This window comes from Qipengyuania sp. 902, assembly GCF_051195295.1.
Classification (GTDB): domain Bacteria; phylum Pseudomonadota; class Alphaproteobacteria; order Sphingomonadales; family Sphingomonadaceae; genus Qipengyuania.
Genome location: NZ_JBNJLJ010000002.1, coordinates 108225 through 122304, shown reverse-complemented (window position 1 = coordinate 122304; position 14080 = coordinate 108225). Strand labels below are relative to the sequence as shown.

Sequence of the window (14080 nt, the reverse complement as noted above, 5' to 3'; positions counted from 1 at the left end):
CCGGCATGTTGAAACGTCTCGCCCTCGGTTTTGCCGCTCTGACGCTCGCGACAGCTTGCGAGCAGCAACCCGCGCAGCCGCCCGAGCAGACGACCTACCCCGCGCTCTGGGAAATCGCGCGGGAGGACGGTGCCGTCGAAGGCTGGCTGTTTGGCACAGTCCATGCTTTGCCGGACGATATAGCCTGGCGCTCTCCGCAGCTCGAACAGGTGATCGAGAATGCCGACATGCTCGTTGTCGAGGTGGGCAATTTGGGCGACGGAGCCAAGCTGTCCGCCCTGTTCGAGAATATGGCTTTCGACCGGCCCGAAGGCCCGATCCGCGCCCGCATTCGCAAGGATTTGCGCAACGAATTCGACGAGCTGCTGGTAAAAGCCAAGGTTCGTCGCAGCTATTTCGATCCGATGGAAAGCTGGGCCGCTGCCCTCGCCCTCGCCCAGGTGGCTCAGGAGGGGCAGCCGGAGAATGGGGCCGATCGCGCGCTCATCGAAGCTTTCGATGGGCGCGACCTGATCGAACTTGAGGGGGCCCGTTCGCAACTGGCGATCTTCGACAGCCTGCCGCGGAAGGAGCAACGCGACTTGCTGAATGCGGTGCTGGAAGAGGCTGCTACGCACGGACGCGATCCCGGACGCCTCGCCCGCTTGTGGCGCGAAGGCGATACGGACGAATTGCAACAGTTAACGCAGAGCGGGATGCTGGCCGACCCGGAACTGCGCCAGGCGCTGCTTATCGACCGCAATTCCGCCTGGGCTACGCGCATCGAAAACCTGCTGTCCGCCCGCGACAGGCCATTGATTGCCGTGGGCGCAGGCCATCTGCTCGGCGAGGACGGCCTGCCCGCGCTGCTCCAGGCGAACGGATATGTCGTGACCCGGATCGAATAGCGCGACCGGTCCAAATCGCTTGCCTTTCGCGCCGGACCTGCTAGGCGCGCGTCCTTCGGCACCATGGTCATCCCTGGAGGCGTGGTGGGACCGAACATTCAATATGCATTCGAAAGGTATGTGCAATGAGCGACGCTCTGACCCTGCCGGCCGAGGCGCGCGAACGGGCTGGCAAGGGAGCCTCCCGTCAACTTCGCCGCGAAGGCCGTGTTCCCGCCGTTATCTATGGCGGCAAGGAAGAACCCACCCTGATCCACGTGGAAGCGAAGGAGTTGGTTCGCCAGCTCGGCACCGGACACTTCATGAACTCGATCGTGGAGATCGAGCTCGACGGCAAGAAGGTCCGCACAATTCCCAAGGACGTCGCCCTGCACCCGGTCAACGACCGTCCAGAGCACGCTGATTTTTTCCGTCTCGCCAAGGGCGGCAAGATCGAAGTGAACGTGCCCGTGGTGTTCCTGAACGAGGAAGCATCGCCTGGCCTCAAGAAGGGCGGCGTGCTCAACATCGTTCGCCACGAGCTCGAGCTGGTGTGCGACAACGACAAGATCCCCGGCGAGATCGAGATCGACGTGACCGGCAAGGAAGTCGGCGATTCGATCCATATCAGCGAAGTACAACTGCCCGAGGGTAGCGAAAGCGCGATCACCGATCGCGACTTCACCATCGCAACGCTGGTCGCCCCGTCCGCTCTCAAGAAGAGCGAAGGCGCCGAAGGCGAAGACCAGACCGGCGAAGGCATTGAGCCGGGCGAGACCGCTGCTACCGAGCAGGGTCCGGACGACGACGCCGCAGACGAGCAGGAAGCGAAGAGCGAATAATCCGCTCCGCATCCAGCTACGAAACACGAAGCGCCGGTCCAGCAATGGGCCGGCGTTTTGCTTTTGGGGATCACGAAGCTAGAGGGCGCTGATGCAGATCTGGACAGGCCTTGGAAATCCCGGACCCAAATACGCACTACACCGGCACAACGTCGGTTTTATGGTGTGCGATGTGCTGGCCGAAATCCACGGGTTCGCGCCGGTACAGAAGAAGTTCTCCGGCTGGACGCAAGAAGGACGGATCGGCGGCGAGAAGATCCTGTTGCTCAAACCGGCCACATATATGAACGAAAGCGGCCGCGCGGTCGGCGAGGCGCTGCGTTTCTACAAGCTGGAACCCGATGCGCTCACCGTCTTCCATGACGAGCTGGACCTCGCCCCTTTCAAGGTGAAGGTACGGGACGGTGGCGGTCTGGCGGGCCATAACGGGCTGCGCTCGATCAACCAGCATCTCGGCCCCGATTTCCGCCGCGTGCGAATCGGCATCGGTCATCCCGGCAGCAAGGAGCGGGTCACCGGCCACGTACTCGGCAATTACGCCAAGGCGGAAATGGATCCGCTTGCCGATATGCTCGCCGCTATTGCCGCGGAAGCGGGTTGGCTGGCCGCCGGAGACAACGCCCGTTTCACGAGCGATTTCGCGATGCGGATGCAGGGGTGATCCGCTCGCGAGACGTCGTGATTAGCCAATCCGACGCGGGGTGTTCCCTAATGAGACATGAGCTTCGTCATGCTGGTGCTCTCGCATTGCTCCTGTCATTTCGACATAATCAATCAATCAGGCCGGAACCGAGACGGGGGCTACCGTGAACTTGAAACGACTTTTCCTTAAGGCACTTGCCATCGTCGGCGTGGCGACTGCTGCACCGGCAGCTGCAGAGCCGATCCTGCTCGACGCCGGATCGGTCGGCGAAAGCTTCACCATCACCTTCGACGGCTTCGTCGACGGCGGGCCCTCGATCGACGGCCTCGGCTCCGAACTTACGCTCACGCTGACCGGTATCGAGAACGGCGTCTACACCTTCGACTATACGATGACGAACACCGGCGCGGATGGCGACGGCATCGGCTCGCGGGTCGCCGGTTTCGCCTTCAACACCGATCCGGACGTTGATTCGGCCACCAGCACCGGCACTTACGGTTATACCAACACCGGCTCGAACTATCCGAATGGGATCGGCACGGTTGACGTCTGTTTCCAGGCGCAGCGTACTGGCAGCTGTGCCGGCGGCGGTTCGGGCGGCGTCTTCGACGGCGATACCGGCAGCGGCACGTTGAGCCTCGATTTTGGCGGAACTGCTCCGGCGTCGCTGGCGCTCGACGACTTCTTCGTTCGCTACCAGTCGGTCACCGGCGCGGACGGAGTCGGTTCGGCCAGCGGTCGCCAGACCTCGACCAGCGGCGGTACGACCAGCGGTACCGATGTCCCCGAACCGGGCATGATGCTGCTCTTCGGCCTCGCAGTCCTCGGACTTGCGATCGGCACCCGCCGTCGCCGCCCGCTGGCAGCGGCCCCGGCCCGGTTGGCCTACGCCTGATAGTCCAGCCTCCTGGATCACGAAAAACGGCGCGAGACTAATGGGTCCTGCGCCGTTTTTGTGTCTGGTGCTCAAATAGCCGACATAGACGGGGCGTAAGAGATCTATCCCTTTGTGGCTTCTGTCAGATGCCGCTGGATCGTCGGATTGTCGGGATCGAGTTTCGCCGCCCGGCGCAGCATTTCGAGACCACGCGCCCGCGATCCGCTCTGAACCAGCAGCCAGCCAGCGGTGTCGAGGATGGAGGCATTGTCCGGCTCCAGCTTGGCCGCGCGCAAGGCGATCTCGAGCGCCTGCTCTTCCTTGCCGAGCTTCTCTTTCGCGAAGGCGAGGTTGTTGAGCACCATCGCATTGTCGGACCGCGTGCGCGACAGGATGCTCTCGTACCGCGTCTCAGCATCGCGCCACTGCCGGTTGCGCAGCGCCTGGTCCGCCTTGGCCAGTTCGCCGCCGACCCATTCGGCAGACGGCATCACGGCGCGGCGTTCGAATTCTCCAGCAGAGTCGCTTCCCGCCCGTTCTGCCGCACGGGCAGCGAGGCGCAGTTCCGCAGGCGTCGCATCGGCCCGGGTCGCCAGCGGGCGGATCGTGCCGAGGGCGGCGTGCGCATCACCACCGGCCAGTTGCGCGCGCGCGACGAGCCGGCGCAGCGGACGGGAATTCGGCTGTCGGCTCAGCTCCGGCTCCAGCACGCCGAGCGCCAGCGCAGGTTGGTCGATCTCGAGCAGCGATTCGCCGTAGATCGCAGGCAGTCCCGCAGCGGACCGCAGCTCGTTTTCGTACGGCTGCAGGATCTTCCGTACGACCTGCCATTCGCCCTCGCCCGCAGCGATCCGCGCCTCGAGGAAAGCGACCGAGCGATCCTCGGGCGCCTCGCGCGCCAGGTCATCGGCAATCCCGGAAGCCTCCTCGAATCGGTCGAGCAGGGCGAGCATTTGCGCCTTGCCCAGACGGCCGTCGAAATTGTCGGGGTGCAGTTCCAAGGCGCGGTCGTAGGCCATCAAAGCGCCGGTCAGGTCGTTGCGGTTCTCCCTGACGAGGCCGTTGACCAGATGGGCCTCGACCAGTTGCGGATCGATCTCGATTGCCTGCCCGACGAGCGATGTGGCCTTGTCGCCCTCGCCATTCCCCAAGGCGAAGCGTCCGTAGGCTGCCAACAGGCGCGCATCGACCTCATTGCGGGCCGCGCCTGTCGCGAACGCTTCCGCCGCCTTGTCGAACTTCTCCTGCCCGATATAGGCCAGCGCGCGAATACGGTCGGCAGCACCTGTTTCGATCTCCGCCACGCCCGCGAGTGCTTCGTCGAACCGCCCCCGCAAAATGTCCGATTCCGCCCGTACGATGGCGATACGGGGTTGCGAGGCGAACTCCGCAGGAAGGGCGTCGAGCGACGAAGCAGCACCCTCCCCGTCTCCCAGCGCCAGTTGCGCCCGCGCCAGCAGCAGCCGCATCTCGTGGTCGCCGGGCTGTTCCCTCAGCCCGGCAATCAGCGAAATGCGCGCTGCGCGGAAGTCGTTTGCCGCGAAGGCTTCCTCGGCGGTCGCGAAGCGCGTGGCGGGATCGGGCGAACACGCGGCAAGCGCCGCGGCCAGCACGAAGGTCGATGCAAAATGGCGTTTGCTGAACATGGTCTGCCGCTTAGCAAGATTGCCTGAAATCTTCGTGAAATTTTCGCATCGGAGAGACCCTGTCAATCCGCAGCGCGGGTGCTAGGTTGAGCCACGACTTTAGGAGAGAGCCATGCCGAGCATCAATCGCCGTACCCTTCTCGCCGGAGCAGCTGCGACGGGAGTGGCCGTCGTCGGCGCGCGCGCCGCATTGGCCCAAAGCACGCCGATCCCCGCCAGCCTGGCAGGGAAGAATATCCTTATCACCGGCTGCTCTTCAGGCTTCGGCCGGCTGATGGCGGAAGATTACGCGCGCAAGGGTGCCAGGGTCTTCGCCACCATGCGCAATTTGCCGCGCCCCGAGGCCGCTGAATTGCGCGCCCTGGCTGAAGCCGACGATCTCGATCTCCACATCATCGAGATCGACGTGACCGACGATGACCAGGTGGCTGCCGGTGTTGCAGAGGCCGTGCGGATCGCGGGCGGCGCCATGGATGTGCTGGTCAACAATGCGGGTATCGGCATCTCCTCACCTGTCGAGGTGCAGGACATGGAGGCCACGGAGCTGATCTTCGACACCAATGTCTTCGGCTGCCACCGCATGGCCCGCGCTGTCCTCCCCGGCATGCGAGAGCGTGGCTCGGGCCTGATCGTCCCGATTTCGAGCCAGCTGGGCCGGGTCATCGTTCCGAACGCTGGACACTACTCCGCGACGAAGTTTGCGCTGGAGGCGATGAGCGAGCAGCTGGCCTACGAACTGGTGCCGCATGGCATTGATGTCGCGATCATCGAGCCGGGCGGCTATCCGACGGAAGTCTGGGTCAACCGCAACATCTACTCGGCCCAGCTTAAGGAACGCGCCGAGGACATTCACACCAGCGGCTATCCGCAAGTGGTCGCCCGCATGGGCGAGGAGGACGGCTCCACCCGCAGCGCCGACCCAATGGATGTGCCCAACGCCATCGCCGCGATCATCGCCATGCCGCCGGGCACGCGCCCGCTGCGCACGCCGGTGCATCCCGGACCGAAGCCCCAGATCCCGATCAACGAGGTCACCGCCAAGGTGCAGGTCGGCTGGCTGGGCGAGAGCGGTTATGGCCCCTGGATCAAGGCCGTCCATAACGTCTGACGCTCTGGCATTCCTGCGGCGGCGGCGCTAAGGGCGCGTCCACACCTCATTTTCCGGAGTTATCGATGGGTTTCCGCTGCGGGATCGTCGGCCTGCCGAATGTCGGCAAGTCCACCCTTTTCAACGCCCTTACCGAAACGCAGGCCGCTCAGGCTGCGAACTATCCTTTCTGCACGATCGAGCCGAATGTCGGCCAGGTCGCCGTGCCGGACGAGCGGCTGGACAAGATTGCGGGCATCGCGAAATCGGCCAAGGTCGTGCCGACCCAGCTGGCCTTCGTCGATATCGCCGGCCTGGTTAAGGGCGCGAGCCAGGGCGAAGGCCTGGGTAACCAGTTCCTCGGCAACATCCGCGAGGTGGATGCGATCGTCCACGTGCTGCGCTGTTTCGAGGACGACGACATCCAGCACGTCTCCAACAAAGTCGATCCCATTGCCGATGCTGAAGTAGTCGAGACCGAGCTGATGCTGTCCGACCTCGAAAGCCTCGAGAAGCGCGTGCCCGCTGCGGCGAAACGCGCGACGGGCGGCGACAAGGAGGCCAAGATCATGGCCAGCGTGCTCGGCCAGGCGCTCGATCTGCTGCGCGACGGCAAGCCTGCGCGCCTCACGGAGCCCAAGGACGATGAAGAAGCGCGCATGTTCCGCCAGGCGCAGCTGCTCACTGCCAAGCCGGTGCTCTATGTCTGCAATGTCTCCGAAGAGGATGCAGCGAAGGGCAATGCCCTGTCCGACCTCGTGTTCGAAAAGGCCAAGGCCGAAGGCGCCGAAGCTGTCGTCGTGTCCGCTGCCATCGAAAGCGAGCTGGTCGCCATGCCCCAGGAAGACCGCGCGGAATATCTCGCCGAGCTGGGTCTCGATGAGTCAGGCCTCAGCCGTGTCATTCGCGCAGGCTACAAGCTGCTCGGCCTGAAGACGTTCTTCACTGCGGGCCCCAAGGAATCCCGCGCCTGGACCTTTCCCGACGGCGCGAAGGCGCCGCAGGCGGCGGGCGAAATCCATACCGATTTCGAGCGCGGCTTTATTCGCGCTGAAACAATTGCCTACGATGATTACGTTGCGCTGGGCGGCGAAAGCGGTGCCAAGGAGGCCGGCAAGCTGCGGCAGGAAGGCAAGGAATACGTCGTGCAGGATGGCGACGTGATGCTATTCAAGTTCAACGTCTGAGGTGAAACCCATGAATCGGATTGCCGCAGCACTGGCCTTGGGGCTCGCCGCCACGTTGGGCGGCTGCGCGACCTATGCCGATGCTCCGCCGGTTGCCGCAGCGGAGGTAGAACAGCGCGAGCCGGTCACCATCCTCGTCTCGATCGACGGATTCCATCCGGACTATCTCGAGCGCGGGCTCACGCCAACCTTGTCTCGTCTCGCCGAAAACGGCGCGACAGCGTCGATGCAGGCGTCCTTCCCGACCAAGACCTTCCCCAATCACTGGACGCTCGTCACCGGATTGGTGCCCGATCACCACGGCATCACCGCCAACCGGATGGAAGATCCCGAGCGGCCGGACGAGACTTTCGGCATGTCGAACGTCGATCCCTGGTGGTGGGCCGATGCGCGCCCGATCTGGGTCGACGCGGAAGAGGCCGGTATCCGGAGCGCGGCCATGTTCTGGCCGGGCTCGGCCGTGCCCTGGGGCGGCACCGCCAAGCGTTTCGGCCCGGTGGATGATGGTGTGCTGCCGAGCGACTGGCAGGCATTCAGCATGCAGGTCAGCAATACGCAGCGCGTCAACAGCGTGCTCGACTGGCTGCGTCGTCCGGCGGATATCCGCCCGGAGTTCGTGACGCTCTATTTCGACACCACCGATACTGCCGGCCACGATGTCGGCCCGCAGGGTGAAGAACTCGATGTTGCCCTGCGAGATATAGACCGGCACATCGCCGATCTGGTCGCTGGCCTCGATCAACTGGGGCAGCCGGCAAACCTCGTCATCGTTTCCGACCATGGCATGGCCGCTACCAGCTCGCAGCGGATGATCGGGCTCGACACGATCATCGATCCGTCGCTCTATCGCCTTGTCGAGGGCGGGGCCTATGCCACCTTCGAGCCTACCGAAGGCAACCGCGCTGCTTTCGAGGCGGCTATCCTAACCGATCACGAGCACATGGAGTGCTGGCGCAAGGACGAGATGCCGGAGCGGTTCGAGTACGGTACGCACCGCCGGATCCCGCCGTATTTCTGCCTCGCGGAAACGGGCTGGACGATCGCGCCGACCGCTTCAGACAGCAGCTGGACGGGCGGCTCTCATGGTTACGATCCCGCCGCGCCTGAGATGGCGTCGCTCTTTATCGCTCACGGTCCGGCATTTCGCACCGGGATCGCCCTGCCCTCGTTCCGGAACACGTCGGTGGAGCCGCTGCTGCGAGAACTCATCGGTCTGCCGCCCCGTGGACGGACCGACGGATCGCTCGATCCCCTGCGGCCTGCCCTCAACCAATAGTTCTGGAACGGATTGCGACCGCGCCACGTTAGCACCCTGAACAACAGGGAGCCTCGACGTGGTCGACAAATCAGAAAAATTCAATTGGTTGGTGCGCGTGGGCTATTTCAGCCGTGCGATCCTCTATTTCGTCCTCGGCCTGATCGCGCTTACCAGCGCCCAGAAAATTGCCGAGGGGACCAACGGCATCTTCCGCGCGATCCAGGAATTTCCGCTCGGCACCGTGATCCTGTGGATTATGGTCGTCGGCCTGATCGCCTATGCCCTGTTCCGCTTCTGCTCGCTGTTGTTCGATATCGAGAACAATGGCTCGGACGCCAAAGGCTGGGGCAAGCGGATCGGCCATGCCGGTAGCGGCATCGCCCACCTTGCACTCGCATATTCGGCTTACAAGCTCGCCACCAGCGATACGGGCGGTTCGTCCGGTAGTAGCGGCGGCGGCGCGCAGGAGGCGGCCTCCGGCGTTCTCGGTTTCGAATTCGGCGGCATCGTGCTCGGCCTGCTCGGCATCGCGCTGTTCGTGGCAGCGTTCCACCAAGCGAAGAAGGGCATCACTGGCAGCTTCATGCACCGCATCAGCGGACAGGCGCCCGACTTCACGCGCTGGCTCGGCGGAGCGGGCTTCCTTGCTCGCGCTGTCGTCTACACCGTCATCGGCTGGTCGCTGTTCCAAGCGGGCTTCATGTCGGGTGGTGCGGACCAGATCAAGACGCTGGGCGACGCTGTCGCCAGCTTGGCAGGTGAAGGTTTCATCTTCACGCTGACTGCGATCGGTCTGCTGCTTTTCGGTCTCTTCAGCCTCGTGCTGGCTCGCTATCGGATCATTCCCGATCTCGACTCGGATGCCGGCGTGCCGAAATTCCGCGCGTGAGTTGAAACATACCCCCCGGGGGTATATATCGAAAGGATGACCAAGACCGCAAAACTCTATCGCATGGTGATGGACAAGCATGTCTGTCCCTATGGCACCAAGTCGAAATGGCTGCTGGAGCGAGAGGGTTTTGCGGTCGAGGATCACCACCTCACCACGCGCGAAGAAACCGATGCCTTCAAGGCTGAGCATGGCGTCAAGACGACGCCGCAGACCTTCATCGATGGCAAGCGGCTCGGTGGTTATACCGAGCTCCGCAAACATTTCGGCCATGACAAAAAGGACGATGGCGGGAAAAGCTACACCCCCGTCCTTGCCGTCTTCGCCGTCGGCGCGGCCCTCGCGGTCGCGCTAAGCCTTTTCGTCTACCAGTCGCCCTTTACCGTCCGCACTGCAGAGTGGTTCATCGCGTTCTCGATGGCTATGCTGGCCATGCTCAAGCTGCAGGACGTCGAGCAATTTTCGACCATGTTCGTCGGCTACGATCTGCTTGGCCAGCGGTGGGTGCCCTATGCCTACGCCTATCCGTTCCTGGAAGCGACCGCGGCGGTTCTGATGGCCGGGCGCAACCTGCCCTGGATTTCCATACCCGTCGCGCTGACGATCGGGACGATCGGTGCGGTCAGCGTTTTTTACGCCGTTTACATCCAGAAGCGCGACATCAAATGCGCTTGCGTGGGCGGATCGGGCAACGTGCCGCTGGGCTTCATTTCGCTGAGCGAGAACCTCGCGATGATCGGCATGGGGATTTGGATGTTGCTTCGCCCCGCACTCTGATCCATCCCTGTCGGCATGATCTATTTCGAAGACATCGAAGTCGGTAGCCGCCAGTCCTTCGGCCGGTACGAAGTCACCCGTGAAGAGGTGCTGGAATTCGCCGGCAAATACGATCCGCAGCCTTTCCACCTCGACGACGAGGCCGCAGCACAGACCCACTTCGGGCGGATTTCGGCCAGCGGCTGGCACACCTGCGCCATGACCATGGCCATGATGGTCGAGAACCTGACCGCCAACAAACAGGCCGGTCTCGGCTCACCCGGCGTCGATGAGCTCCGCTGGAAGAAGCCCGTGTACCCCGGCGACACGTTGCGCTGCGAAAGCGAGATTCTCGAAAAGCGCCGGAGCAAGTCGCGCCGCGAAATGGGCATTTTCAAGAGCCGGACGACGACCTTCAACCAGCATGACGAACCGGTGCTAGAAATGATCAGCAACGGCCTGATCCGCGTACGCGACGAGGACGCGCCGATAGAGGATTAGGTCAGGCGCCGCACTGGACGATGCCGGTCGCCTGGTAGACCACGCTGCCATACTGGTCTTCGACCGTTAACTCGCCGGAGTAGTCGCTCGTTTCCATCCCGGTCGGTGTTTCGCTGGCCTCGTCGATGGCGAGCGAGAAGGAATAGGCCTTCCCGTCGTATTTGGAGCGGGCGAGATAGGGCAATTCCGTGCTTCCCGAGTCTGCAGCGAACGTAAGTATCTCGCCCTTGCGCTTGAGATAGCCTTCTTCCGCCATTGCGATCGCCACGGCACCCATCCCGCCGCCATCGGGAGCGAAGTTGCACCCGGCGCCATAGAGGTCGTTCTGCTCGATATCGGGATAACCGATGGGCTCCAGCGCCAGCTCTTCCGGAGCGGGTGTTTGGTTCGCCTCGACTTCGGCAACCGCCGCCTGGCGTTCTTCCTCGCTCGGCTCGGCCGCACAGGCGGCCAGAGCCAGCAGAGCCACCGGAATTGCTATCCGCATCAATGCCTCCCGAAAAGTTTCTCGACGTCTTCCATCGACAGTTTGACCCATGTCGGCCGCCCATGATTGCATTGCCCTGAACGCGGCGTGCGCTCCATTTCGCGCAGCAGCGCATTCATCTCGTCGACCCGCAAAGTGCGCCCCGCCCTCACCGAGCCATGGCAGGCCATCGTCGCTAGCACGAGATCGAGTTTCTCGCCCAGCAACAGCGCCTCGCCGTTGAGCGCCAGATCGTCGTCGATATCGCGCAGCAGCTTCTCCGGATCGGTCCGCGCGATGGCATGCGGCATCGATCGTACCAGCATGGCGGACGGCCCGAACCGCTCGATCCCGAGGCCGAGTTCTGCAAGCTTCGGCGCGGCGTCCTCGAGCCGGTCGCAGGCGGTTTCTTCCAGCTCGACCACTTCGGGAATGAGCAGCGCCTGCTCGCGCTTCACCGCATCCTCTGCCCCCGCAGCACGAAGACGTTCGAGGACGAGACGCTCGTGCGCCGCATGCTGATCGACCAGCACGAGACCGTCCTGCGCTTCGGCGACGATATAGGTATTGGCCACCTGCCCCCGGGCGATCCCGAGCGGATAGTCCCTCTCCTCCTCCGCTACCGGCTGCGCCTCTTCCGCGCGGCCTCGCGGGGCAGCCATCACATTGGCCTCCACGCCTCGCCAGGCTGCATTCGGCTCGGACACGCGCGAAGGAGATGGTCCGGTCCAGTCGCGGCCCGAGAAGATCGAGCGAAGTGCAGGCGACGGTTCTTCGCGTGCGGGTTCCGCCTGCCAGCGCCCCATCGCGCCCGCATCGGGACTTTGCGCGCTGCGCTTGTCGCCAGTCGCAAGCGCCTGCCGTAGACCGGAAACGATAAAGCCGCGCACACCCTGCGCATCGCGGAAACGCACCTCGGTCTTGGCCGGGTGGACATTCACGTCGACGTCTTCGGCCGGAACTTCGAGGAACAGCGCCAGCACCGCATGGCGGTCGCGCGCGAGCATATCGGCATAGGCTCCGCGCACTGCGCCGATCAGCAGCCGGTCCTTCACGGGACGACCATTGACGAACAGATACTGGTGATCGGCCACACCGCGATTGTAGGTCGGCAAGCCGGCAACTCCGGTCAGCCGCATCGCGCCCCGCTCCATATCGAGCAGCACGCCATTGTCCTTCAATTCGCGCGCGACGATCTGGGCGACACGGTCTTGCGGGGTCTCTCCGCCCTGCAGCGCAAGGATACGGCGGTCGCCATGATCGAGCGTGAAGGCAATGTCCGGGCGCGCCATCGCCAGACGTTGGACCACATCCTTGCACGCGGCGTACTCGCTGCGAGGGGTTCGCAGAAACTTTCGCCGGGCGGGCACCTTGCCGAACAGGTTCTCGACCCGCACCCGGGTGCCGGGCGGAAGGGCAGCAGGTCCCTCGGCAATCGTCTCGCCATGGTCGACGACCCGCTTCCACCCTGCATCCGCACCCTGCGGACGACTTTCCATCGTGAAACGTGCGACACTGGCGATGCTGGGCAAGGCTTCGCCTCGGAAGCCTAACGTCATCACCTGCTCGATCGCCTCGTCGGGCAGCTTAGACGTCGCGTGCCGTTCGAGCGCGAGACTCATCTCGTCAGCTGTCATGCCGCAGCCATTGTCGGTGACCTCGAGGCTTGCCAGCCCGCCTTCGACCAGTTTCACCGCAATCCGGCTCGCTCCGGAATCGATCGCATTCTCGATCAGTTCCTTGAGCGCGGAGGACGGCCGCTCCACGACCTCGCCCGCAGCAATGCGATTGACCAGAGCGTCGGGAAGGCGGCGGATTTGCGGCATTCCCCGGTTGTAGCGATGAACGGGCGCGAATCCGAGATCGGGCGAGCGAGTTTCCACCGCTGCCCGTAAGGAAATTTTTGGCAATTTCCGCAATGTATCGCTAAAGAGCGCGCCATCCCTGTCCTCCGGGTCGATGCAGCACTCGCTTGCCGCTCTGCAGCAACCCAAGATCAAACGGAAAAACGAATTAAAATGGGCTTCTGGAACAACCTCTTCAAATTCGGCGTGCAGAACATGGCGATCGACCTCGGGACCGCCAATACGCTGGTCTATGTCCAGGACCAGGGCATCGTGCTGAATGAGCCGAGCGTGGTCGCGCTGGAAACGATTAATGGCCAGAAGCGCGTGAAGGCCGTCGGCGACGACGCGAAGATGATGATGGGCAAGACGCCCGACAGCATCGAAGCAATCCGCCCGCTGCGCGATGGCGTGATTGCCGATCTCGATGTCGCCGAAGAGATGATCAAGCACTTCATCCGCAAGGTGAACGGTCGCAAGAGCCTGATGCGTTATCCCGAGATCACCATCTGCGTGCCCTCGGGTTCGACCAGTGTCGAGCGCCGCGCGATCCGCGATGCGGCCTCGAATGCGGGCGCCAGCCAGGTCTATCTAATCCTCGAGCCGATGGCCGCGGCGATCGGTGCCGACATGCCCGTGACCGAACCGGTCGGCAGCATGGTCGTCGATATCGGCGGCGGCACGACAGAAGTCGCCGTGCTCTCGTTGCGCGGACTCGCCTATACCACCTCGGTGCGCACCGGAGGCGACAAGATGGACGAAGCGATCGTCTCTTATGTCCGCCGACATCACAACTTGCTGATCGGTGACGCCACGGCCGAGCGGATCAAGAAGGATTACGGCGTCGCCCGCGCACCCGAGGACGGCATTGGCGAAAGCATTACGATCAAGGGCCGCGATCTCGTGAACGGGGTTCCGAAAGAGATCACGATCAACCAGGGCCACGTCGCAGAGGCGCTGAACGAACCCATCGGTGCGATCGTCGAAGGCGTCCGGATCGCTCTCGAGAATACCGCCCCGGAACTGGCTGCCGATATCGTCGATCAGGGCATCGTGCTCACCGGCGGCGGCGCGCTGATCGGTGGGCTGGACGAGTATTTGCGCGAGGAAACCGGTCTGCCGGTGACCATCGCAGAGGATCCGCTGTCCTGTGTCGCACTCGGCACCGGCCGGGCGATGGAGGATCCGATCTATCGCGGCGTCCTGATGACGGCGTAA

14 protein-coding genes are annotated in these 14080 nt (G+C 63.6%); 11 read left to right on the top strand and 3 right to left on the bottom strand.

Annotated elements, in window-relative coordinates; translation table 11 throughout:
• Nucleotides 1–5 precede the first annotated feature (5 nt).
• The 4 genes from ACSH0F_RS05675 (at nt 6) to ACSH0F_RS05660 (ending at nt 3246) form a co-directional block, all read left to right on the top strand.
• Nucleotides 6–887 carry a TraB/GumN family protein gene (locus tag ACSH0F_RS05675; protein ID WP_435200794.1) on the top strand — a complete coding sequence of 294 codons (882 nt, stop codon included), beginning with the start codon at nt 6–8 and terminating at the stop codon, nt 885–887.
• Between the two features lie 125 nt (nt 888–1012).
• Nucleotides 1013–1708, top strand: coding sequence for a 50S ribosomal protein L25/general stress protein Ctc (locus ACSH0F_RS05670; RefSeq protein WP_435200792.1), 696 nt, complete (start codon nt 1013–1015; stop codon nt 1706–1708).
• Nucleotides 1709–1799: 91 nt separating this feature from the next.
• Entirely contained in the window at nt 1800–2369 is a 570-nt protein-coding gene (pth, locus tag ACSH0F_RS05665) for an aminoacyl-tRNA hydrolase (protein ID WP_435200790.1), read from the top strand.
• Nucleotides 2370–2514: 145 nt separating this feature from the next.
• The gene (locus ACSH0F_RS05660; protein ID WP_435200788.1) at nt 2515–3246 is read left to right on the top strand and encodes a cistern family PEP-CTERM protein; all 732 of its coding nucleotides are present in this window, start codon (nt 2515–2517) and stop codon (nt 3244–3246) included.
• Between the two features lie 104 nt (nt 3247–3350).
• Here the strand turns inward: ACSH0F_RS05660 and ACSH0F_RS05655 are convergent, their stop codons facing one another.
• Complete coding sequence (locus tag ACSH0F_RS05655) at nt 3351–4874, bottom strand: tetratricopeptide repeat protein (RefSeq protein WP_435200786.1); 1524 nt, start codon at nt 4872–4874, stop codon at nt 3351–3353.
• A 112-nt stretch (nt 4875–4986) separates the two neighbouring features.
• On the opposite strand from ACSH0F_RS05655, the gene ACSH0F_RS05650 reads away from it, so the two are divergent.
• The 6 genes from ACSH0F_RS05650 to ACSH0F_RS05625 all read left to right on the top strand — a co-directional run bounded on the left by ACSH0F_RS05650 (nt 4987) and on the right by ACSH0F_RS05625 (nt 10552).
• On the top strand, nt 4987–5982 hold the full coding sequence (locus ACSH0F_RS05650; RefSeq protein ID WP_435200784.1) for an SDR family oxidoreductase: 996 nt from the start codon (nt 4987–4989) through the stop codon (nt 5980–5982).
• A 65-nt stretch (nt 5983–6047) separates the two neighbouring features.
• On the top strand, nt 6048–7148 hold the full coding sequence (ychF, locus tag ACSH0F_RS05645; protein ID WP_435200782.1) for a redox-regulated ATPase YchF: 1101 nt from the start codon (nt 6048–6050) through the stop codon (nt 7146–7148).
• Nucleotides 7149–7158: 10 nt separating this feature from the next.
• Nucleotides 7159–8424 carry an ectonucleotide pyrophosphatase/phosphodiesterase gene (locus ACSH0F_RS05640; RefSeq protein WP_435200780.1) on the top strand — a complete coding sequence of 422 codons (1266 nt, stop codon included), beginning with the start codon at nt 7159–7161 and terminating at the stop codon, nt 8422–8424.
• Between the two features lie 58 nt (nt 8425–8482).
• On the top strand, nt 8483–9295 hold the full coding sequence (locus ACSH0F_RS05635; protein WP_435200778.1) for a DUF1206 domain-containing protein: 813 nt from the start codon (nt 8483–8485) through the stop codon (nt 9293–9295).
• Between the two features lie 36 nt (nt 9296–9331).
• On the top strand, nt 9332–10072 hold the full coding sequence (locus ACSH0F_RS05630; protein ID WP_435200776.1) for a MauE/DoxX family redox-associated membrane protein: 741 nt from the start codon (nt 9332–9334) through the stop codon (nt 10070–10072).
• A gap of 15 nt (nt 10073–10087) precedes the next feature.
• Nucleotides 10088–10552 (top strand): MaoC family dehydratase, encoded by a 465-nt coding sequence (locus ACSH0F_RS05625; RefSeq protein ID WP_435200774.1) that lies wholly within the window; start codon nt 10088–10090, stop codon nt 10550–10552.
• 1 nt (nt 10553) lies between these two features.
• On the opposite strand, the gene ACSH0F_RS05620 is transcribed toward ACSH0F_RS05625, so the two are convergent.
• Together ACSH0F_RS05620 and mutL are read right to left on the bottom strand one after the other, a co-directional pair.
• Nucleotides 10554–11039 carry a hypothetical protein gene (locus ACSH0F_RS05620; protein ID WP_435200772.1) on the bottom strand — a complete coding sequence of 162 codons (486 nt, stop codon included), beginning with the start codon at nt 11037–11039 and terminating at the stop codon, nt 10554–10556.
• Nucleotides 11039–12844, bottom strand: a complete 1806-nt coding sequence (gene mutL / locus ACSH0F_RS05615; protein WP_435202164.1) for a DNA mismatch repair endonuclease MutL — start codon at nt 12842–12844, stop codon at nt 11039–11041. Before mutL ends, ACSH0F_RS05620 begins: the two co-directional genes overlap by 1 nt.
• Nucleotides 12845–13036: 192 nt before the next feature.
• Between mutL and ACSH0F_RS05610 the strand changes: the two genes are divergently transcribed.
• On the top strand, nt 13037–14080 hold the full coding sequence (locus tag ACSH0F_RS05610; protein WP_435200770.1) for a rod shape-determining protein: 1044 nt from the start codon (nt 13037–13039) through the stop codon (nt 14078–14080).

What these genes read in the sequence shown, in the direction of transcription:
- pth (WP_435200790.1), top strand. Translation starts at nt 1,800, where the DNA reads ATGCAGATCTGGACAGGCCTTGGAAATCCCGGACCCAAATACGCACTA.
- ACSH0F_RS05650 (WP_435200784.1), top strand. Translation starts at nt 4,987, where the DNA reads ATGCCGAGCATCAATCGCCGTACCCTTCTCGCCGGAGCAGCTGCGACG.
- ACSH0F_RS05655 (WP_435200786.1), bottom strand. Translation starts at nt 4,874, where the DNA reads ATGTTCAGCAAACGCCATTTTGCATCGACCTTCGTGCTGGCCGCGGCG.
- ACSH0F_RS05625 (WP_435200774.1), top strand. Translation starts at nt 10,088, where the DNA reads ATGATCTATTTCGAAGACATCGAAGTCGGTAGCCGCCAGTCCTTCGGC.
- ACSH0F_RS05630 (WP_435200776.1), top strand. Translation starts at nt 9,332, where the DNA reads ATGACCAAGACCGCAAAACTCTATCGCATGGTGATGGACAAGCATGTC.
- mutL (WP_435202164.1), bottom strand. Translation starts at nt 12,844, where the DNA reads ATGCCGCAAATCCGCCGCCTTCCCGACGCTCTGGTCAATCGCATTGCT.
- ACSH0F_RS05670 (WP_435200792.1), top strand. Translation starts at nt 1,013, where the DNA reads ATGAGCGACGCTCTGACCCTGCCGGCCGAGGCGCGCGAACGGGCTGGC.
- ACSH0F_RS05610 (WP_435200770.1), top strand. Translation starts at nt 13,037, where the DNA reads ATGGGCTTCTGGAACAACCTCTTCAAATTCGGCGTGCAGAACATGGCG.
- ychF (WP_435200782.1), top strand. Translation starts at nt 6,048, where the DNA reads ATGGGTTTCCGCTGCGGGATCGTCGGCCTGCCGAATGTCGGCAAGTCC.
- ACSH0F_RS05675 (WP_435200794.1), top strand. Translation starts at nt 6, where the DNA reads ATGTTGAAACGTCTCGCCCTCGGTTTTGCCGCTCTGACGCTCGCGACA.
- ACSH0F_RS05620 (WP_435200772.1), bottom strand. Translation starts at nt 11,039, where the DNA reads ATGCGGATAGCAATTCCGGTGGCTCTGCTGGCTCTGGCCGCCTGTGCG.
- ACSH0F_RS05640 (WP_435200780.1), top strand. Translation starts at nt 7,159, where the DNA reads ATGAATCGGATTGCCGCAGCACTGGCCTTGGGGCTCGCCGCCACGTTG.